The sequence below is a fragment of the Acidovorax sp. 99 genome, from assembly GCF_003096455.1.
Lineage (GTDB): Bacteria > Pseudomonadota > Gammaproteobacteria > Burkholderiales > Burkholderiaceae_C > Acidovorax > Acidovorax delafieldii.
The window spans coordinates 4,500,472-4,520,912 of sequence record NZ_QEKU01000001.1; the positions used below are offsets into that span (position 1 = coordinate 4,500,472).

General features: G+C 65.1%; 16 protein-coding genes. 4 read left to right on the top strand and 12 right to left on the bottom strand.

What is annotated here, in order from left to right:
* Window positions 1-108: 108 nt before the first annotated feature.
* The 3 genes from C8C95_RS20690 to dapC form a co-directional block, all read right to left on the bottom strand.
* On the bottom strand, window positions 109-1,272 hold the full coding sequence (locus C8C95_RS20690; RefSeq protein WP_056062628.1) for a PilT/PilU family type 4a pilus ATPase: 1,164 nt from the start codon (window positions 1,270-1,272) through the stop codon (window positions 109-111).
* A gap of 71 nt (window positions 1,273-1,343) precedes the next feature.
* Entirely contained in the window at window positions 1,344-2,177 is an 834-nt protein-coding gene (gene dapD, locus C8C95_RS20695; RefSeq protein ID WP_056744941.1) for a 2,3,4,5-tetrahydropyridine-2,6-dicarboxylate N-succinyltransferase, read from the bottom strand.
* A gap of 16 nt (window positions 2,178-2,193) precedes the next feature.
* Window positions 2,194-3,399, bottom strand: a complete 1,206-nt coding sequence (dapC, locus tag C8C95_RS20700) for a succinyldiaminopimelate transaminase (RefSeq protein ID WP_116749818.1) — start codon at window positions 3,397-3,399, stop codon at window positions 2,194-2,196.
* A gap of 180 nt (window positions 3,400-3,579) precedes the next feature.
* Between dapC and C8C95_RS20705 the strand changes: the two genes are divergently transcribed.
* Complete coding sequence (locus C8C95_RS20705; RefSeq protein WP_116749819.1) at window positions 3,580-5,067, top strand: methyl-accepting chemotaxis protein; 1,488 nt, start codon at window positions 3,580-3,582, stop codon at window positions 5,065-5,067.
* 43 nt (window positions 5,068-5,110) lie between these two features.
* Here the strand turns inward: C8C95_RS20705 and rsxB are convergent, their stop codons facing one another.
* The 3 genes from rsxB to C8C95_RS20720 all read right to left on the bottom strand — a co-directional run bounded on the left by rsxB (window position 5,111) and on the right by C8C95_RS20720 (window position 8,722).
* Complete coding sequence (rsxB, locus tag C8C95_RS20710) at window positions 5,111-5,818, bottom strand: electron transport complex subunit RsxB (protein ID WP_116749820.1); 708 nt, start codon at window positions 5,816-5,818, stop codon at window positions 5,111-5,113.
* A complete protein-coding gene (gene phaZ / locus C8C95_RS20715; protein ID WP_116749821.1) occupies window positions 5,815-7,428 on the bottom strand; it encodes a polyhydroxyalkanoate depolymerase in 1,614 nt (537 codons plus the stop codon). Before phaZ ends, rsxB begins: the two co-directional genes overlap by 4 nt.
* A gap of 205 nt (window positions 7,429-7,633) precedes the next feature.
* Window positions 7,634-8,722: a RelA/SpoT domain-containing protein gene (locus C8C95_RS20720; RefSeq protein ID WP_116749822.1), complete on the bottom strand. Its 1,089-nt coding sequence runs from the start codon at window positions 8,720-8,722 to the stop codon at window positions 7,634-7,636.
* Window positions 8,723-8,935: 213 nt separating this feature from the next.
* Between C8C95_RS20720 and C8C95_RS24030 the strand changes: the two genes are divergently transcribed.
* Window positions 8,936-11,782: an EAL domain-containing protein gene (locus C8C95_RS24030; protein ID WP_116749823.1), complete on the top strand. Its 2,847-nt coding sequence runs from the start codon at window positions 8,936-8,938 to the stop codon at window positions 11,780-11,782.
* A gap of 61 nt (window positions 11,783-11,843) precedes the next feature.
* On the opposite strand, the gene C8C95_RS20730 is transcribed toward C8C95_RS24030, so the two are convergent.
* The 3 genes from C8C95_RS20730 to C8C95_RS20740 all read right to left on the bottom strand — a co-directional run bounded on the left by C8C95_RS20730 (window position 11,844) and on the right by C8C95_RS20740 (window position 14,879).
* Window positions 11,844-12,482, bottom strand: a complete 639-nt coding sequence (locus C8C95_RS20730; protein ID WP_116749824.1) for a GNAT family protein — start codon at window positions 12,480-12,482, stop codon at window positions 11,844-11,846.
* Window positions 12,424-13,425 (bottom strand): tRNA dihydrouridine(20/20a) synthase DusA, encoded by a 1,002-nt coding sequence (dusA, locus tag C8C95_RS20735; RefSeq protein WP_243415734.1) that lies wholly within the window; start codon window positions 13,423-13,425, stop codon window positions 12,424-12,426. Before dusA ends, C8C95_RS20730 begins: the two co-directional genes overlap by 59 nt.
* Before the next feature lie 284 nt (window positions 13,426-13,709).
* Window positions 13,710-14,879 carry an alkane 1-monooxygenase gene (locus C8C95_RS20740; RefSeq protein ID WP_116749826.1) on the bottom strand — a complete coding sequence of 390 codons (1,170 nt, stop codon included), beginning with the start codon at window positions 14,877-14,879 and terminating at the stop codon, window positions 13,710-13,712.
* Between the two features lie 322 nt (window positions 14,880-15,201).
* On the opposite strand from C8C95_RS20740, the gene C8C95_RS20745 reads away from it, so the two are divergent.
* Complete coding sequence (locus C8C95_RS20745; protein WP_116749827.1) at window positions 15,202-15,789, top strand: lysophospholipid acyltransferase family protein; 588 nt, start codon at window positions 15,202-15,204, stop codon at window positions 15,787-15,789.
* A 161-nt stretch (window positions 15,790-15,950) separates the two neighbouring features.
* Here the strand turns inward: C8C95_RS20745 and C8C95_RS20750 are convergent, their stop codons facing one another.
* Window positions 15,951-16,400 carry an Lrp/AsnC family transcriptional regulator gene (locus C8C95_RS20750; protein WP_116749828.1) on the bottom strand — a complete coding sequence of 150 codons (450 nt, stop codon included), beginning with the start codon at window positions 16,398-16,400 and terminating at the stop codon, window positions 15,951-15,953.
* 168 nt (window positions 16,401-16,568) lie between these two features.
* Here C8C95_RS20750 and C8C95_RS20755 point away from each other — a divergent pair, with 168 nt between their 5' ends.
* On the top strand, window positions 16,569-17,690 hold the full coding sequence (locus C8C95_RS20755; protein ID WP_116749829.1) for a saccharopine dehydrogenase NADP-binding domain-containing protein: 1,122 nt from the start codon (window positions 16,569-16,571) through the stop codon (window positions 17,688-17,690).
* A gap of 21 nt (window positions 17,691-17,711) precedes the next feature.
* Here C8C95_RS20755 and C8C95_RS20760 read toward each other — a convergent pair whose 3' ends face one another.
* On the bottom strand, window positions 17,712-19,568 hold the full coding sequence (locus tag C8C95_RS20760) for a long-chain fatty acid--CoA ligase (protein ID WP_116749830.1): 1,857 nt from the start codon (window positions 19,566-19,568) through the stop codon (window positions 17,712-17,714).
* Between the two features lie 184 nt (window positions 19,569-19,752).
* Window positions 19,753-20,388 carry a GntR family transcriptional regulator gene (locus C8C95_RS20765; RefSeq protein WP_116749831.1) on the bottom strand — a complete coding sequence of 212 codons (636 nt, stop codon included), beginning with the start codon at window positions 20,386-20,388 and terminating at the stop codon, window positions 19,753-19,755.
* Window positions 20,389-20,441 lie beyond the last annotated feature (53 nt).

Here is a 20,441-nt window from a genome sequence, read left to right on the forward strand (position 1 = left end):
CATTGGCGCTGCGTGGCCCAGGCCAGAGCCGCAAAACAAGAGCTGCTCGGCAGCGAGCGCGTCATCCCCCTGAGGGAAGGCTCCGCAGGCCGCTCGAGGGGCGTCACATCACGCCGCCGGCTTGACGTCCAGCACGATCTCGGTGAACGACGGTGCATCGTCGGGTGCATCGCGTGCTTCTTTCTGGGCCTTGGCGGCGTTGGCGGCCAAGGAAAAGTCGTTTTGCAGGCGCCACATCAGGTTGGTGGGCGAATCGGCGTAGGCCATGCCTTCCTTGCGGTCGATCTGCGCATCCATGATGAGGCGGGCCAGCGCTTCTTCAAAGGTCTGCGATCCTTCGGCCATGGATTTTTCCATGGCCTCGCGTACGCCCGAGAAGTCGCCTTTTTCGATGAGATCGGACACCAGCTTGGTGTTGAGCATGACTTCAACTGCCGGCACCCGGCCGCCGTCGGTCTTGCGCACCAGGCGCTGGGAAACCACGGCTTTGAGTGCCGATGCCAAGTCGCCCAGCATGGTGGGTCGTACTTCGACGGGGTAGAACGACAAGATGCGGTTGAGCGCGTGGTAGCTGTTGTTGCCGTGCAGCGTGGCGAGGCACAGGTGACCCGACTGCGCATAGGCAATGGCGGCCGACATGGTTTCACGGTCGCGGATTTCGCCGATCAGGATCACGTCGGGTGCCTGGCGCAGCGCGTTTTTCAGGGCGGTCTGCAGGGACTGGGTGTCGCTGCCGATCTCGCGCTGGTTGACGATGGATTTCTTGTTCTTGAACTGGTATTCGACCGGGTCCTCGATGGTGAGGATGTGGCCTGTGAGCGCCTCGTTGCGGGTGTCGATCATCGACGCCAGCGAAGTGCTCTTGCCTGAACCCGTGGCACCCACCATCAGGATCAGTCCGCGTTTTTCCAAGATGAGTTCGCGCATTACCGGGGGCAGGCCCAGGGAATCGAACTCGGGAATCTGCTGGGAGATGAAGCGGATCACCACCGCATAGCTGCCACGCTGGCGCATGGCGCTGACCCGGAAGCGGCCCACGCCGCTGAGCGGCACACCCATGTTGAGTTCGCCGGTTTCTTCCAGCTCTTCGATACGGTCCGGGGGGACCACTTCGGACAGCAGGTTGCGCGGCGCATCGGGCGGCAGGATCTGGTTGTTGATGGGCACGCACTCGCCGTTGATCTTGATCAGCGCGGGCGCGTTGGCCGACAGATAGACGTCGGAGGCCTTTTTCTCTGCCATCAGGCGAAGAATTCGTTCCATCGTGCTCATGGTGTTTCCCTCTTGTTGTCAGTCTCTGTCGGTGGGGCGAACGGCCCGGGCCGTCCGCAGGTCCCCGTCAATCAGTCGCGCAGCAGGTCGTTGATGCTGGTCTTGGAGCGCGTTTGCGCATCGACCTGCTTGACGATGATGGCAGCGTACATGCTGTAGGGCGTGCCGTTGGCTGCCGTCTTGGGCAGGTTGCCGCTGACCACCACCGAGCCCGAAGGCACGCGGCCGTAGCTGATTTCGCCGGTAGCACGGTTGAAGATGGGGGTGCTCTGGCCCAGGTACACGCCCATGCCCAGTACGGAGTTTTCTTCGACCACCACGCCTTCGACCACCTCGGAGCGGGCGCCGATGAAGCAGTTGTCTTCAATGATGGTGGGGCCGGCCTGCAGAGGCTCCAGCACACCGCCAATGCCCACGCCACCCGACAGGTGCACGTTGGAGCCAATCTGTGCGCACGAACCCACGGTGGCCCAGGTGTCGACCATGGTGCCTTCGCCCACGTAGGCGCCGATGTTCACGTACGAGGGCATCAGGATCGCGCCCTTGGCGATGAAGCTGCCACGGCGGGCCACGGCGGGTGGCACCACGCGCACGCCGGTGGCTTTCATTTCTTCTTCGGACAGGTGGGCAAACTTGGTCTGCACCTTGTCGTAAAAGCCCAGGTCGCCAGCCTTGACGACCTCGTTGTCCTTGAGGCGGAACGACAGCAGCACGGCCTTCTTGATCCACTGGTGCACCGTCCACTGGCCCACGCCTTCGCGGGTGGCCACGCGCAGCTTGCCATTGTTCAGCTCGGCAATCACATGCTCGACGGCGTCCTGGATCTCCTTGGGGGCGGCGGCGGGAGAGAGGCTGGCGCGGTTTTCCCAGGCGTTGTCGATGAGGGTTTGGAGTTGTTGGGTCATGTTGTTGTCGATCAGATCAGGCAGTACGGGATTGGATGAATTGCAAGATGCGCAGCGCAGCTTCCACGCATTCTTCGGCTTCGGCCACCAGGGCCATGCGCACGCGCTGGGCGCCGGGGTTGCTCCCCTGGGCCTCGCGGGCCAGGTAGCTGCCGGGCAGCACCGTGACATTGTATTGAGCCAGCAGGGCGCGCGCGAACTCGGCATCGTCCATCCCCAGGGCTTCCGGTACTTTGGCCCACAGGTAAAAACCGGCATCCGGCAGGGCGACTTCCATCACGCCAGCCAGCAGCGGTGTGACCTGGGCAAACTTCTTGCGGTACAGCGCCCGGTTGTCCACCACGTGCTTTTCATCCCCCCAGGCAGCGATGCTGGCGGCCTGCACGATGGGGCTCATGGCGCTGCCGTGGTAGGTGCGGTAGAGCAAGAACGACTTGATCAGCGCTGCGTCGCCAGCCACGAAGCCGCTGCGCATGCCGGGCACATTGCTGCGTTTGGACAGACTGGTGAAGGAGATCAGGTTCTTGAAGTCGCCGCGCCCCAGCTGCGCCGCAGCCTGCAGGCCGCCCAGGGGCGGCTCGTCGCGGAAATAGATCTCGCTGTAGCACTCGTCCGAGGCAATCACAAAACCGTAGCGGTCGCTCAGCTCAAACAGCTTCTTCCACTCGCTGAGCGGCATCACGGCGCCCGTGGGGTTGCCAGGGGAGCAGACGAAGAGCAGCTGGGTGCGTTGCCACACAGCTTCGGGCACTGCGTCCCAGTTCACCGCAAAGTTGCGGCCGGGGTCGCTGGCCGCGTAGTACGGCTGGGCTCCCGCCAGCAAGGCGGCACCTTCGTAGATTTGATAGAACGGATTGGGGCAGACGACCAGCGGCTGGCCGTGCGAGGGATCGATGATGGTCTGCGCAAATGCAAACAGTGCCTCACGCGAGCCGTTGACGGGCAGCACCTGGGAGCCGGGGTCCAGGGTCAGCGCATAGCGCTGTTGTATCCACTGGGTGAAGGCCTCGCGCAGCTTGGGTTCGCCTGCGGTGGCAGGGTAACTGGCCAGTCCGCCCAGGTTGTTACTGAGTGCATCTTTGATGAACTGCGGTGTAGGATGGCGCGGCTCACCCATGCCCAGGCTGATGGGGCTGTAAGCCGCCGGGAGTGTGACTCCCGCAAAGAGTTGCCGCAGCCGCTCGAAGGGGTAAGGCTGGAGTTGGGAGAGCAGGGGGTTCATGGAGCGACATTATGGGCGAAGGGCATACGCCCACGGCACGGTGCAGGGTGTCGCGCCGTCCATGGCGAGGGCGGGGCCAGGTGCGCAGTCAAGCACTGTTTACCCCATGCCGAGTTGTCAATCCGACGTAAGAGCGGGCACATAGCATGGCCCACATTCAAAAACGATAACGGAGACAAGATGTCTGGATTCCTACCGCTGCGCCCCGGGCTCTGGTGGATGCGCAGGTGGCACCTGCCGGGCAAACTGGTGACGCTGGGCGTGGTGATGGCTGGCGCCCTGGCGATGGCCGCCGTGGATGCTCCGTGGTGGGCGGTGGCATTGGCAGCCGCCGTGGTTCTGTATGCACTGTGCGCGTTGTATGCGGGTCTGGCATCCGACCTGCAAGGCTTGGCGCATGCGATGGAGCAGACCACACGCGGTGACTTGTGTGCCAGGGCGGGTGTTTATGGACGGGACGAGGTCGGGTCCATGGCCCAGTCGCTGGACCGCATGGTGCTCACACTGTCGTCCATGGTGGCCGATATCCGCAGCAATGCCGCATTGGTGGCCCATGCGGGACAAAGCCTGGCGCAAGGTAACCGATCGCTGGCCGATCGCACCGAACAGCAGGCGGCCAACCTGGAGCAGACGGCTGCCAGCGTGGAGCAGCTGTCTTCGGCCGTGCAGAACAACGCACAGACCGCGCGCAGCGCCGATGCCCGCGCCGCAGAAGTCCGCAAGGCCGCCGACACCGGCGCCGAGGCCATGGCCCGTGCCGTGCAGTCGGTGGAGGCCATCCAGCAAAGCGCGCGCCGCATGACCGAGATCATTGGTGTCATCGACAGCATTGCGTTTCAGACCAACATCCTGGCCCTGAACGCTGCGGTGGAGGCCGCCCGTGCGGGTGAGCAGGGCCGCGGCTTTGCCGTGGTGGCGGGCGAGGTGCGCACGCTGGCCAAGCGCTCGGGTGACGCGGCGCGGGAGATCCGCGACCTGATCAGCGCCTCGGTCAGCCAGGTGGAGGCCAGCGCCGGGTTGATCCGGTCGGCGGGAGAGGGCATTGCCAACATGGCCAGCGGCATTCGCAGCGTGGCGGCGAGCATGACCGAGATCTCCGGCTCCAGCGCCGAGCAAAGCACGGGACTGAGCGAAGTCAGCTCTGCCGTGCAGCAACTCGATCAGATCACGCAGCACAACGCCCAGATGGTGGGCCACGCGGTCTCGCAGGCCGAGGCGCTGGAGCACCGCGCGTCCACCCTGTCGCAAGCGGTGGCGGCGTTTCGCCTGCAGCAGGGCACCGCCGATGAGGCAGTGGCCTTGGTGAACAAGGCGGTGGCGCTGCACAAGACCAGTTCGCGTGATCAATTCCTGCGCAGCATCACCGACAAGGCCCAGCCCTACCATGACCGCGACATGTATGTGTTTGTGCTCGACGCTGGCGGCACTTACCTGGCGTTTGGCGGCAACCCGGCCAAGGTGGGTACGCGGGTACAAGACATCCCTGGCATTGCCGGCGACCGGCTGGTGAGCGACATCGTGACCCAGGCCGACCGCGCCCCAGGGTGGGTGGAGTACGACATCAACAACCCGGCCACCGGCGCGGTGCAAACCAAGATGTCCTACGTGAGCCGGGTGGGGGACTGGTACGTGGGCTGCGGCGTGTACAAATCGCTGGCCGCTCGATAACCTCAGACAGGCGGTTGCTGGTCCAGCGGACCAGGCGCCATTCTCAGCGAGCTCCCTTTTCACGCAGTTGCCGTGCGCGCTCCATGGCGGCGGCAATGGCCGCCTTGCGTGCCTCCATGCCCTCGGCGGCCACCGCAGCGGCGGCTGGGCTGTGGGTGGCGGCCGATGTCGAATCGGCCTGCGCTCCGGAGCCTTCGTCCTCTACATCCTCCAGCGGCACCCGCAGACGGTGTTGCTGATACCGCTGTTTGGCTTGGAGCGCGAGCGCATCAGACCACGCAGCCCATCCGGTGGCCATGCCGCTGGCGTTGTCGAGCTGGATGCAATCTACCGGGCAGACCGGGATGCACAGCTCGCACCCTGTGCAGTAAGGCTCGATGACGGTGTGCATTTTCTTGTTGGAGCCCACGATGGCATCGGTGGGGCAGGCCTTGATGCACAAGGTGCAGCCAATGCACCACGCCTCGTCGATGAAGGCCACGCTGCGCGGTGCCTCCACCCCATGGTCTGCGCTCAAGGGCGCCACGGCATGGCCCGTGATGGCGGCCAGCCGGGCCACGCCCTCGGCACCGCCCGGCGGGCACTGGGTGATGGCCGCCTCCCCCTGGGCGATGGCCTGCGCATAGCTGGCGCAGTCGGGATAGCCGCAGCGCGTGCACTGCGTCTGGGGCAGGGCGGCATCAATCCGCGCTGCCAGGTCGGTGAGGGCAGCGAGGGATGGGGTCGTGCTGGCAGAGGCGGGGTGGCTCAAGCCTTGCGCGCCTTGCTCTTGCTGCCGCTGCGGGTGGCCGGCGCCGCCGTGGCGCTGGTCTGGGCCGTGGCCAGATCAGCGGTGGGCGCCTGCGCTGCACCTGTGGGCGCCGCGGCGGGCTGCACCCAGCGGGTGGCCACAGCGGTGGCTGCCACAGGCTTTGCCGCAGCGCGGGCTGGGGCAGGCTTGGCTGCTGCTGTAGGCGCCTTGGTCGCCTTGATCACCTTGGTGGCGGCGGGTTTGGCTGCCGGTGCGGGCTTGCTGGCAACCTTGGCAGGGGCCGGTGCAGGGCTGGCGAGCCTGGGGGCCGGTGTGGCGGCTGTGGCCACAGTGGCGGGCTTGGCAGGCAACTCGTGTTCCAGGATGAATGCGCGCACCTTGGGGTACACGATGTCGCGCCAGCGGCGGCCACTGAAGATACCGTAGTGGCCTGCGCCCTTGGCTTCCAGGTGGCGCTGCTCCTTGCGCACGATGCCGCTGCACAGGTCGTGGGCCGCTTCGGTCTGGCCCGAGCCAGAGATGTCGTCCAGCTCGCCTTCCACCGTGAAGAGCGCTGTGGTCTTGATGTCTTGCGGACGTACGCGTTCGAGCTTGCCAGCGGGTGAGCGCACATCCCAGGTGCCATTCACCAGCTTGTAATCCTGGAACACGGTCTGGATGGTTTCGAGGTAGTAGTCCGCATCCATGTCCAGCACGGCGTTGTACTCGTCGTAGAACTTGCGGTGCGCCTCGGCACTTGCGTCGTCGCCCTTGATCAGGTCCTTGAAGTAATCGTAGTGGCTGGTTGCATGGCGGTCCGGGTTCATGGCCACAAAACCGGTGTACTGCAAAAAGCCCGGGTACACGCGGCGGCCCGCGCCGGGGAATTTTTCCGGCACGCGGTAGATCACGTTGTTCTCAAACCACTCGTAGCTGCGGTTGGTCGCCAGGTTGTTCACTGCCGTGGGCGACTTGCGAGCGTCGATGGGGCCACCCATCATGGTCATCGTCAGGGGCGTCTTCTCGCCGCGGCTGGCCATCAGCGACACGGCTGCCAGCACGGGCACCGTCGGTTGGCACACACTGATCACGTGGCAGTTGCCGTAGATGCCCTGCAGGTGGCGGATGAAGTCCTGCACGTAGTTGACGTAGTCGTCGAGGTGGAATTCCCCCTCCGACAGCGGCACCAGGCGGGCGTTCTTCCAGTCGGTGATGTAGACCTTGTGGTCCTTGAGCATGGTGCGCACGGTGTCGCGCAGCAGCGTGGCGTAGTGGCCCGACAGCGGTGCCACGATCAGCACCACGGGCTGGCCCTTGAGCTTGGTCAGCGTGGCAGGGTCGTCCGAAAAGCGCTTGAAGCGGCGCAGCTCGCAAAACGGTTTGTCGACTTCAATGCGTTCATGGATGGCGACACCGATACCGTCCACGTCGACCGTGTGGATGTCGAAGGCGGGCTTTTCGTAGTCCTTGCCCAGGCGGTAGAGCAGGTCATAACCGGCAGCCATGCGCTGTGCTGCCGAGGTCTGGCTCAGCGGCGAGACGGGGTTGCTGAACAACTTGGAAGCCGCCTGCGCAAAATCTGTGAAGGGCTCCATCAAGGAGCGCTGGGTTTCGTAGAGGTGGTACAGCATGGGGCGAAACTCCGTTTTGTTGCAGTGCAATATAGCAGCACTTGGTAACAAGCGCATGGAGTAAAACCACCAATGTCCAGTCGCCTATGCGACAAATTGACGTGGCCCCAGGGGCGGCGCGCCGGTACGGCGATGAAGGCTGCGAAGCTATCAAAAATGATAGCGACTCAGGCAATTAGCACTAGCGCTTGCGCCGATTTTTGCCTCAACCCTGAACTTTGGGCTCCGCGTTGTCGCTCAGCCAGGCCTCGAACGACTCGCGGGCCGAGTTGCGAAGTGCGGGGCGGAACGCCGTCTTGTTACTCAGATACAGGCAATGCCGGATCACGGTGTACGGGTTGAAGCTGCCCTGCGGGTTTTGCTCTTCAAAGTGCTGCTTGTAGCGTTTGACCACTCCGATCGTCTCGCGCATGAGACTGTTGAAGCGCGCACGTGTCATGCCGGCGGACCAGGCCTGGATGTCGTCCACAAACCCATCGACCTTGGACGGCTCGAATTCGAAGTCCTTGAAAAAATGCGTGGCGATCTTCAAGAACGTGAACGCGTTCAGCTCGCTGCTGGTGGTGGCTGCGCGGGTGGGCGCCTGCAAATCGGCGGCGACATCGGTTGCGGGTTCGGCGGTTTCGTCGGGGGCCTGCAGCAGCTCGGCCGCCGTGGCATCGCGGATCTGGCGGAACTCGCGGTCGGCCAGCTCGAACAGGGCGGACAGCACGTTGATGCGCCGCTTGAGCTGGCCCGGGATGGATTTTTTGTACTTGATCTTGTGGTCCAGCACGCTCCACGAGTCCTGGATGATGGTGCGCACCTGCAGCTCGAAGGGCCACTCGGCATAGGCCGCGTGCTCCGGCAGGTCGCGTTCGGCCACGCTCAGCCGCAGGTCCAGGTGCAGCCCTTTGTAGCCGAAGGACGCCTCGGTGCTTTCCACCGCCGAGACCTTGTCGGTCACGTCGATCACCGCGAAATGGGCGCGCACGATCTGGGCAATCTTCTCCAGCTCGTCTTCATACAGGCACACCACCCGCACGCCAATCAGGTCGGTGATGTAGGTCTCTATGTCGTAGGGGGTGTTGCTCTCTTCCAGCGCCGGACGGTATTTGCGCACGAACTTGCGCACGCATTCGTCCACATCTTTCACGCGGCCCTCCACCTTGGTGATGTCCACGCCGCCCGCCTGGGTTACCACCGCCGCCACCCGCGCGGTCAGCGCTGCGCAGGCGTCTTCCAGAGCAACCGCCTGCGCGGTGTACCAGCTGCGAAATTGGGATTCCTCCAGGTCGAAATCGAGCGATGCCATGCCAGGCCTTTGTGATGGGTATTGCCAGGGTTGATACGGGAAGTGGGTGCGGGCGCATAGCCCTTGGCCCAGCGGTGCGAGCATAAACGGCATGCTGGGAGCCAGCATGTGCAGTTTGCGCGCAAATGCCCCTTTTCGGCGCAGGACAGATGCTCATAATGGGGCAGCACCGCCGGTGCACGATGCCGGTGCATCGAAGTCACACCATCCACCATGACACCCCACCCAGCCCCCGACAACGAGGACCTCGCCGCGCCAGGGCAGGCGGCATGGGTGTCTGAAGGGGTTGCGGGCACCAGCAACCACCGCTGGTTGCCCGTGGTGCTGCCCCCCTTGATTGCGCTGCTGACCCTGGGGCTGACCTTCCTGTACTGGCAGAGCGAAGAAAAGAACACGAGGACCAAGCGCGAGCAGAACTTTGAGGTGGCGGCCGACCAGATTGCCTACAACCTCAAGGACCGCATGGCGACCTACGAGGTGGTGTTGCGCGGCGTCAAGGGCTACTTTGAGGGGTCGGAGCGCATCGACCGCGAGGAGTTTCAGGCCTATGTGAGCGCGCTGCAGCTGCAGGCAACCCGTCCCGGGCTGCAGGGGGTGTCGCTGATTTTGCAGTTTCCTGGCAAGGCGCTCGCTGCCCATCTGGAGGACATGCGCCAGCGCGGTTTTGACCAGTATGCAGTGCGCCCACCCGGCGAGCGCGAGTGGCTCGCACCCATCACCCACATCGAGCCGCTGGAGGGCCCCAACCTGAAGGCGCTGGGACTGGATGTGTTGACCATTCCCCCCGCCAAGGAGGCGCTGGACCGGGCCCGTGACACCGGAGCGCTGGCATTGTCCGGGCGACTGACCCTGATGCAAAACGCTGCCCCTGGGCTGGTCATGTACATGCCCCTGTACCGCGCCGACGCTGACAACAGTGCGGTGGAAGGGCGTCGGCAGGGACTGGCGGGCTGGGTGTCCGCACCGTTTCGCATGGAGGACGTGATCCATGGCATGTCCCGGGAGTTTGACGCGGACATCGGCCTGCAGATCACCGACAGCACCCCGGACGCGGGTGCGGCATCCCCCGGCACCGGACCAGGAGATGCCGGTGCCGGAGCGGGCGCGCTGCTGTTCAGCAACCTGAAGACACCGGCCCAGGGCGCTGGCGCCCCGGCGTTGCAAGCGCGGCGCGAGCTGGAGCTGGGCGGGCGCCGCTGGACCTTGCACATGGCCCCACTACCGGGCTTTGCGCAGCGCTTTCAGGACGATGGACACCACCCGGTGGCGCTTTTGGGCACGGTGCTGAGCCTGATCCTTGCGTGGTTCACCTGGCTGCTCGCCACGGGGCGCGAGCGTGCGGTGGCACTGGCGCGCGACATGACGGCCGAACTGCGCGCCACCCGGGATGACTTGGAGAGCACGCTCAGCGCCATTCCTGATTTGTTGTTCGAACTGGGGCTGGACGGCTGTATCCACCACTACCGGTCGGCACGATCGGGAGAGCTGGCTGTGCCGCCAGAGATGTTTCTGGGCCGCCTGCTGCGCGATGTGGTCCCCCCCGAAGCCGCTGCCGGCTGCCGTGCGGCGCTGCAAGCGGCCCACCAGACCGGGTACTCTTCAGGCCACCAGTTCCGGCTGGAGCTGGGCGGGGTGACCCACTGGTTTGAGTTGTCGATTGCGCGCAAGGAGAGCGCCGCCCCGGGCGACGAACCTCGGTTCATCGCGCTGTCGCGCGACATCACCGAACGCAAGCAGGCCGAGGCGCGGTCGCACCAGCTGGCGTACTTTGACGCGCTCACCGGCCTGCCCAACCGGCGCATGCTGCTGGACCGTATGGAACACGCACTGGCCAACGCTCTGAAGGCCGCCCAGGTGGGGGCGGTGCTCTACATCGACCTGGACAACTTCAAGCAGATCAACGATGCACGGGGCCACACGGTGGGCGACATGCTGCTCATGCAGGTGGCCCAGCGGCTCACGCAGTTGCAACGCACGGGCGACACCGTGGCACGCCTGGGTGGGGACGAGTTTGTGGTGCTGGTCCACAACGTGGCGTCGGATATGGAGTCCGCCGGGCGCGCTGCGCTGCTGGTGGCCGAAGAAATGCGCGCCGCACTGGAAGCTCCTTACACCATCGACACCCACCTCTACAGCACCACCGGCAGCATCGGCATCACGCTCTTCCCCAAGCGGGGCGAGGGTGTGGAAGACCTTCTGCGGGAGGCCGACACGGCCATGTACCGCGCCAAGGACCTGGGCCGCAACCGCATCCGCTTTTACGAAGCCGCGATGCAGGCCGACGTGCAGGAGCGCCTGGCGCTGGAGCAGGACCTGAAAAAAGCGCAAACCTTGGGCCAGTTGGCCGCCTTTGTGCAAAACCAGGTGGACGCTGCGGGCAACGTCGTGGGCGGCGAGCTGCTGATGCGCTGGGACCACCCCGTGCGCGGCAATGTCCCGCCCAGCCGCTTCATCCCCATCGCCGAGGCCTCGGGCCTCATCCTGCGCATGGGCGACTGGATGATCCAGCAGGCCTGTGAGACCCTGGCACGCTTGCAGGTGGCAGGGCACGCGCTATCGCTGTCCGTCAACGTGAGCGAGCGGCAGTTCCGCCAGGACGACTTTGTGGAGCGCGTGCGCCACATCCTGGCCCACACCGGCGCCAACCCGGCCCATCTGATCCTGGAGGTGACCGAAAGCCTGCTCATCGAAGACCTGGACGACACCATCGCCCGCATGACCGAGATCGTGCAGTTGGGCGTGCGTTTCTCCATCGACGACTTTGGCACCGGCTATTCGAGCCTGGCCTACCTCAAGCGGCTCCCGCTCTACGAGCTCAAGATCGACAAGAGCTTTGTGGACGACACGCCCGACGACCCCAATGACACGGCCATCGTGCAGTCCATCATCTCGGTGGCCCGCCATCTCAACCTGCGCGTGGTGGCCGAGGGGGTGGAGACACGCGCCCAGGCCGACTTTCTGGTCGAAAGCCAGTGCGAGTGCCTGCAGGGCTACCTCTTCGGGCGGCCCGAGCCGCTGGCTGCCTGGGTGGGGCGGCTGGAGTCCCGCGCCTCAGGCTGACAGCGAGCCCAACGTGCAAGAGGTCTGGCGAGCGCAGACAACTTTTCTGACTCAGCTAGACTCAGCTGGCCACGATGGCCCAACGTTCATGGTCGCGCCACCGACCGTTGATCTTGAGGTAGCGGGGCGAAAACCCTTCTTGCTGAAATCCGCAGCTGCGCACCAGGGCGATGGACGCCTCATTACCGGGCTGGATGTTGGCTTCCAGCCGGTGCAACTTCAGAGTGCCAAAGGCATAGCGCAACAGATGCCGCAAACCCAAGCCCATCAGGCCCCGGCGCTCAAACCCTGCAAAGACGTAATAGCCCAGGTAGGCGCTGCAAAAGTCGCCCATCACGATTTGGGAAAGGTTGAAGACCCCTGCGATCTGTTCACTGCCATCATGCTGGTCCGGCGTACACACCAACATCGCCCGGTGCGTGGGCAGGTTCATTTGTGCGAGATAGCTGGCAAACGCTTCCGGGGTTGAAGGGGCCGAAGTCCAGGGCGCGTGCAGCGTGCTGCTGTGCTGGGCCAGTGCAACAAGCCGCGCGCCATCAGCCGCGACGGGCGGGCGCAAACACACCTGCACTGTGGACGGACTATTCGCACGTTTGCTCATCACCGCCTGCGTTACAGCTCCGACCAGTCGATGATTCAGTTCAGACCGACAACGCCGGTTGCGCGTGAGCGGCTTCTGGCTCGGCCGTTCCACTTGCATAGGCCTGCATCGCTAACGCATGCACCTCCCGCGCGGGGCGGTCCTTGAGCAGATGGTTGCTCCACACCTGGCGCCAGATGCGGGCGCCGGGCAGGCTGTGGCGCAGGCCCAGCATGTGGCGGGCGATGTGGGGCCAGGGGGTGCCATGCTGCGCGGCTTCACGCTCCATGTACTCGACCATGGCCAGTTCCACTTCTTCGCGGGTCAGGGGGCAGGGAGCGCCGCCGTAGTAGAGCTGGTCCCAGCGGGCCAGCCACCAGGGGTTGTGGTACGCCTCGCGGCCGATCATCACGCCGTCCAGGTGTTGCAACTGCTCCTGCACCACGTCATCGGTGGTGATGCCGCCGTTGATGGCGATGGTGAACTGCGGAAACTCGGCCTTGAGGCGGTGGACCACCTCGTAGCGCAGCGGCGGGATGTCGCGGTTTTCCTTGGGGGAGAGGCCCTGCAGCCACGCGTTGCGCGCATGCACGATGAACACGGTGCAACCGGCCTCGGCCACGGTGCCGACGAAGTCGCGCACAAAGCCGTAGTCCTCCACCTTGTCAATGCCGATGCGGTGCTTGACGGTAACGGGTACGCTAACCACGTCCTTCATGGCCTTGACGCCATCGGCCACCAGCTGGGGGGCTTTCATCAGGCTGGCGCCGAAGGCACCGCGTTGCACGCGGTCGCTGGGGCAACCGCAGTTCAGGTTGATTTCGTCGTAGCCCCATTCCTCACCCAGCCTGGCGGCCTGGGCGAGCTTGTCGGGCTCGTTGCCGCCCAGCTGCAGGGCTACGGGGTGCTCTTCGGCGTTGAAGCGCAGGTGGCGCTCGGTGCCGCCATACAGGATGCCGCCCGCGTTCACCATCTCGGTGTACAGCAGGGTCTGGCGCGTCAGCAGCCGGTGAAAGTAACGGCAGTGGCGGTCAGTCCAGTCCATCATGGGGGCGACGGACATGCGCCAGGGGCTCAGGGTGGTTTCCACAGGCAAACAGCGAAGGCGGGGAGGGGAATGTTCTGCAGCAGAACGCCCCTCTGGTCGGGGGCGCTGCGGGGCTGCAGGTGCAAAACCCGCATTATCCCACTGGCTGCGTGAGGGGCGCCAGAGGAGGGTTTTGGGTCAGAACGGGCGCAGGTGCTAGTGCCGATTGTTCTGGGTGCTATCAATAGAGGAGTGCTGGAGGTGTCGGGTGTCGGCCCGCAGGGTGCCCGTGCCCGGTCGCCAGCGCATCCACACTCGTTCTATCCCAGGTCCTGCAACCCGTATTTCCGCACGATCGCGGCCCGCCGGCGCGGGTCGATGTTGATGTGGGCGGCGTTGCGCCCCACCTGGGCCAGCAGGCGCGGGTCCATCACGCGGCGCCACAGGGGCGGCACATAGGCCAGCGTGAACATGCCGAAGTAGCCGATGGGCAGCTGCGGCACATCGTCAAAGTGCCGCAGCGACTGGTAGCGGCGCAGCGGGTGCGCGTGGTGGTCGGAGTGCCGCTGCAGATGGAACAGGGCCCAGTTGGAGAATACGTGGTTGCTGTTCCACGAATGCTGGGGGCGGCAGGGTTCGTAGCGGCCGCTGGCGTCCTTTTGCCGCAGCAGCCCGTAGTGCTCGACATAGTTGGCCGAGGTCAGCTGAAAGTTGGCCCAGAAAGACGCCACCAGCAAAAACGGCAGGATGACCACGCCCAGCCACAGCGCCAGCCCTACCCACAGCAGCGCCGTGATGAGCGCGGGCTGCAGGATCTCGTTGTGCCACGACAGCAACGGCAGGTGCTGGCGGGCCAGGCGGTCTTTTTCCAGCGCCCAGGCGCGGCGTGCGGCGCCGGGCATCTCGCGCAGCACAAAGCGGTAGATGGACTCGCCCATGCGCGACGAGGCCGGGTCGGCCGGTGTGGCCACATCGCGGTGGTGGCCCCGGTTGTGTTCGATGAAGAAGTGCCCATACGCCGTGGGCGCCAGCACCAGCTTGGCCAGCCAGCGCTCCAGCGGCGTGTTCTTGTGGCCCAGCTCGTGCCCCAGATTGATGCAGAACCCGCCCACCGTCCCCGTGGTCAGCACCATCGCCAGCGCGCCATGCCAGGGCAGGGGCTGCGTGGCCACCCACCAGGCGCTGAAGATGAAGGCCGCCCACAGCACCGGCACCAGCAGGAAGGTGATGCGGCGGTAGTAGCGGTCGTCTTCGAGCGCAGGCACGGCGGATTCGGGCGGGTTGCTCTGGTCCACGCCCAGCATCCCGTCGAGCAACGGGGCGACGAGGTAGAAAAACGCCACCGGCGCCCACAGCACCAGCGGTTCGCCGGTCCATGCCATCAGTGCCGGGCCTACGCCCACGGTGCAGGGCACCACCAGGGACAGCAGCCGTGCGTACCGCTTGCGGTCGCGGTAGGGCGGGGTGGTGGGCAATAGGGTTGGCAGCATGGGGCGGCAGCGACAATGCGGACCTGCTGGTGGTGCATTCTGGACCGGTGGAGATCCAACGCCAGTTTTATTTGGCATGGCGCCTTTGCTCCGGCAATTGAAGCAAAAATGGCTGGTAGCGCCAGTGTTTATTGTCCTGATTGCTATGAAATTGGGAGTAATCTGCAGGGGCGCACGCGAGCTGCGGCGACTCCACTTTGCCTTGCGTCAAGGCGGGATATTGGCACCATCAGCGATACTCGCGGCGCTCTCGATGCCTGTGGAGCCAAGCGCCCACTGCCTGTTTCAGCGCCCCGGGCTCCGTTCTGTCACCCCTTTTCCCATGCACCACACCATTTTTGACACGCCGGTTGTCAACACGCTCCTGCGCGCTTTTTCCCGCTTCACCCTGCGCATCACCGGCTGGAAGGTCGAGGGCGTCTTGCCAGACCATGCCGCCAAAAGCGTGCTCATTGCCGCACCCCACACCAGCAACTGGGACTTGCCGTACACGCTGATGCTGGCGTTCTCTCTGCGCCTGCGGGTGTACTGGATGGGCAAGCACAGCCTGTTCAAGGCGCCGTTTGGCGGGGTGATGCGCTGGCTGGGGGGCATCCCGGTGGACCGCAGCCAGGCCAACAACCTGGTCGCCAGCTCGGCCCAGGCCATGCGCGATGCCGACGGACCCATGCAGCTCATCGTGCCGCCCGAGGGCACGCGGGGCAAGACGCGGCACTGGAAGACGGGCTTTTACTTCATCGCCCAGCAGGCGGGCGTGCCCATCGTGCTCGCGTTTGTGGACTATGGCCGCAAGGTCGGCGGCCTGGGCCCGGTGTTCGAGCCCACGGGCGATGTGGATCGTGACATGGCGCGCATCAAGGCGTTTTATGCGTCGATCCGGGGCAAGAACCCGACGCAGTTCGAGGCTTGAACGAACTGTAGTCAAATTCGCCTCTAGCGCATGATGAATAAGCGCTAGGTGCTTCAATAAGCATAGCATTCAAGGGCCATTGCGGGCGCGCTGGTCGTGACTGGCGCAACCCAAGCAAGGGATGCCGAGCAAGGGCCGCGGCGCAGCCGCTCAGGGGGACGTCACCCTACCTGTCGCCGGTCGATCTTGCGGCTGAGCACGATGCTGGTCTGGGTCTGGTGCACCCCGTCGAGCTGGCCCACGCGGTCGAGCAGGGTGTCGAGCTGCTCGTGGCTGGCGCAGCGCAAGAACACCAGGTAGTCAAACGGCCCGCTCACGGCCGACACCTCTTCAACCTCGGGCATGGCCTCCAGCGCGCGCAGCACGGCGGGTGCTGCCTTGGGCAGCACGCTGATGCTGCACCAGGCCCGCACGGTGGTGGCGTCAAGCCGCGTACCCAGCCGCACCCCGTAGCCCGCGACCACACCCGAACGCTCCAGCCGCGCGATGCGCGCCACCACGGTGGTGCGGGCCAGGCCAAGCTTGCGCGCCAGCGTGGCCGTGCCCTCGCGCGCATTGGCCTGCAGCAGGCTGAGCAGTTGCCGGTCGGTGTCATCCAGGGCCTGGGTCATGCGCATTTCCTCAAAAAGTCATAACGCCCATCATATTCGCCATTATGGCAAAACAAAGAACAGCTTTCGACGTTTTGAACGCTACACATTGACAGCGCTGTTGCCTAGCATCAAGGCATCCACAACACCTCTCCGCCATGTGCGGAGAGCACTACCGGGAGCACTGCCATGACCACCTTCGACATTTCCTCGCACTCCACCTCCCGCCGCCCCATCACCATCCTGGGGGCGGGCCACATCGGCTTTGCCATGGCGCTCTTGCTGCAGCGGTCGGGCGACTACGACATCCTGGTGGTGGACCGCGACCCGGTGCGGCTGGCCGAGGTGGCAACTCTGGGTATTTCCACCCGATTGGCCACAGACGACGCGAGCCTGCAGGCCGCCATCGACGGCCGCTTCGCCGTGCTGAACGCATTGCCGTTCCATCGCGCCGTGCCCGTGGCCACGTTGTGCGCACGCGCAGGCGTGCATTACTTTGACCTGACCGAGGACGTGGCCAGCACCCAGGCCATCCGCGCCCTGGCCGCCAAGGCCCACAGCGTGCTCATGCCGCAATGTGGCCTCGCCCCGGGCTTCATCGGCATCGTGGGCAATGACCTGGCCCGGCGTTTTGACACCCTGCACACGCTGCGCATGCGCGTGGGGGCGCTGCCCAGCTACCCACAGGGTGCCCTGCGCTACAACCTGACCTGGAGCACCGAGGGGCTCATCAATGAGTACTGCAACCCCTGCGAAGCCATTGTGGACGGCGTGCGCACCACGGTGCCCGCGCTGGAGGGGTTGGAAACCTTTGCGCTGGACGGCGTGGAGTACGAGGCCTTCAACACCTCGGGTGGGCTGGGCACGCTGACGGAAACCTTGGCGGGCAAGGCGCGGCATGTGGACTACCAGTCCATCCGCTACCCGGGCCACAACGCCATCCTCAAGCTGTTACTCAATGACCTGCGCCTGCGGGACCGGCGCGATCTGCTCAAGGACATTCTGGAAACCGCCATTCCCACCACGGACCAGGACGTGATCGTGGTGTTTGCCACCGCATCAGGCCTCAAGGGCGGGCGGCTGGTGCAGGACTCGTACTCGGCCCGTATCGTGGGCACGCAAGTGGCTGGGCATACGCTGAGCGCCATCCAGCTCACCACGGCCGCAGGCATCTGCACGGCGCTGGACCTGGTGTCGCAAGGCAAGTTGCCGCAGCAGGGCTTTGTCGGGCAGGAGTCCATGGCGCTTGCGGACTTCCTGACCAACCGCTTTGGCTCCGCCTACGCGGGAGAAGGCGAGCTGGTGCTTTAAGGGAGCCTGGGCAAGCGGGGCTCAGCGCCCCGGCTTTTGGTACATGCCCTCAATGGCCTCGGCAAAGTGCGCCATCAGGTTGTTGCGCTTGAGCTTGAGCGTGGGCGTCATGAAGGTGTTTTCAATCGTCCACGGCTCCAGCGTCAGGTGCACCGTGCGCGGCACGGCATAGCGGGCAAAGCTGGCCGTGTTCTTCTCGATGCGGGCCAGCACGGCGCGGTGCACGCTGGGGTGGTTCAGGCTGTCCGCCGCCTGGGGGTTCAGGCCCAGGTCAGCGGCCAGGCGCTGCCACTCGCCCGGGTTCAGCACGGCCACACAGGCGATGAAGGGGCGGTTTTCGCCCACCACAAAGGCCTGCTCCAGCAGCGGGTCGGCCAGCAGGGCCAGTTCCAGGTCGCCCGGCGGGATCTTTTCGCCGGTGGATGTGACGATGATTTCCTTGATGCGGCCCTTGATGTAGATGCGGCCATTCACGATGTCGGCCTGGTCGCCGGTGCCCAGCCAGCCGTCGGGGCTCAGGATCTTGGCCGTGTCTTCGGGCCGCTTCCAGTAGCCCTTCATCACGATGGGGCCACGCACCTGCAGCTCGTGGTTGTCGCCGATGCGCACCTCCACACCGGGCAGTGCCTTGCCCACGCAGGCGGGGTCGTTGTCGTCCAGTGCGTTGACCGACACCACGGGTGCGGTCTCGGTCATACCGTAGCCCTGAATCAGCGGCAGCCCCAGCCCCAGAAAACACTTGGCAATGGTGGGCGACAGCGGGGCGCCGCCACTCACCGCCACGCGCACGCGGCCGCCAAACTGGGCCAGCAAAGGCTTGGCCACCAGGGCCTGCAGCACCGGCCAGGGCAGGGCGGCCATCCAGCCAGCAGCCTGGCTGCTGGCGTCCGGCGTGGGGGCCGGCAGGCGCTGTGCGGCACAAAACCGGGCCCAGCCCTTGTTCTGCGCGGCTTCGTAGAGCTGCATCTTCCACGGGGTGGGCGAGAGCTTTTCGATCAGCTTGGCGTGGATGCGCTCGTAAATGCGCGGCACCGACACCAGCACGGTGGGGCGTATGGTTTTCAGATCTTCCGCCAGCTGGGCCACCGAGCGCGCATAGGCCACACAACTGCCCGCCGCAATCGGCAGGTAGTAGCCGCCCGTGCGTTCAAAGGTGTGCGACAGCGGCAGGAACGACAGGAACACGTCGTCCACCGTGGGAGCAATGCGCTCCAGCACGGCTTTCACATCGCTCACCACGTTGCGGTGGGTCAGCATCACGCCCTTGGGTTTGCCGGTGGTGCCAGAGGTGTAGACGATGGCCGCCAGGTCATCGGCCTGCGGGCCTGTGGCCACGGTGGCCGCGTCCGTTTGTGCCGCGCCCGTCAGCCACTGCGCGAGCGAGCCCACGGCCGGGCTGTCGCCCGACGCCGGGGTAGCCTTGAACGCGTCGTCGTCATCAGTGATCACCACGGCGCGCAGGGCCGGGAAGGGCGTGCCCACGGCGCGGATCTTTTCCCATTGCTCGGCCTGGCTCACGATCAGCATCGATGCCTCGCAGTCGGCCAGGATGTAGGCGATGCTGCCGGGGTTGTCGATGGCGTGCAGAGGCACAGGCACGCCGCCGACGGCCAGCGTGGCTTGGTCTGCGCACATGGCATTGAGGCCGTTGGGCAGCAAGATGGCCACGCGGGCTGCCGGTGGCAACTGCATGGCGGCCAGGGCTTGGGCCCACGTGCTCACGCGCTCTGCGGTTTGTGCCCAGGTCAGGCTGGCCCATGCCTGGCGAGGGGGATCAAAAGCCCGGTAGGCCTCGGCATGGGGGGTACGCGCGGCGCGGTAGGCCAGGAGCTGGGGCAGCGTTTGCACGCTGGCGATATCGGCGGGGGTAGAAGTCATCAAACTCGGCGGTAGAGGCTGCGGTGGCGAGCGGCGCCACGGCCTCGGTGGAAACCCGGGGGATGATAACGAGCGCAACCTGGGCCGGGCCGTGTGCGATCACCCCATGTGTTGCAAATGGTGCGTTCCTGTTTGCGGAATGATCGTGGCCGCGTGGGTGCATGCCAGCACGGCCCGCAGCACCTCAGGTCGCTGCTTCCAGCCCCTGCGCAAAGTGCGCTTGCATGGCCTTGACCGTGGCCTTGGCGTCGCGCGCCACCATGGCGGCCAGAATGGCGCGGTGCTCGCCCAGCGAATCTTCAATGCGCCCTTGTTTGAACAGCGAGTTGTGGCGGTTGAGCTTCATCACCTTGCGCAGGTCGGCCACCATCTGGCTGCGCCAGCGGTTGTCGGCCATCTCCAGCAGGTGCATGTGAAAGCGCTCGTTGATGGCAAAGAACTTTTCGCGGTCGGCCACGGCGGCTTCCAGCTCGGCGTGCAGGTCCTGCAGCGTTTTCAACTGCGCCTCGGTGGCGTGTTCGGCCACCACACCGGCGGCGTCGCTCTCGAGCAGGCTGAGCAGGTGGTACACGTCGCGCAGGTCTTTTTCGCTCATCTCCGTCACATAGGCGCCACGCCGCACCTTCATCGTGACCAGGCCTTCAGCGGCCAGCACCTTCAGCGCCTCGCGCAGGGGGGTGCGGCTGATGCCGAATTCCTCGGCAATCTTGAGTTCGTCAATCCAGCTGCCCGGCTCCAGTTCGCGCCGGAAGATGCGCTGGCGCAATTGCTCGGCCACTTCTTCGTAGAGCGCGCGGGGAGTGAGGGTAAGGGCAGACATGGGGTGGATTGTAAGCTGGGCGGAATATTTTGAATCAATAATTATGAATGATG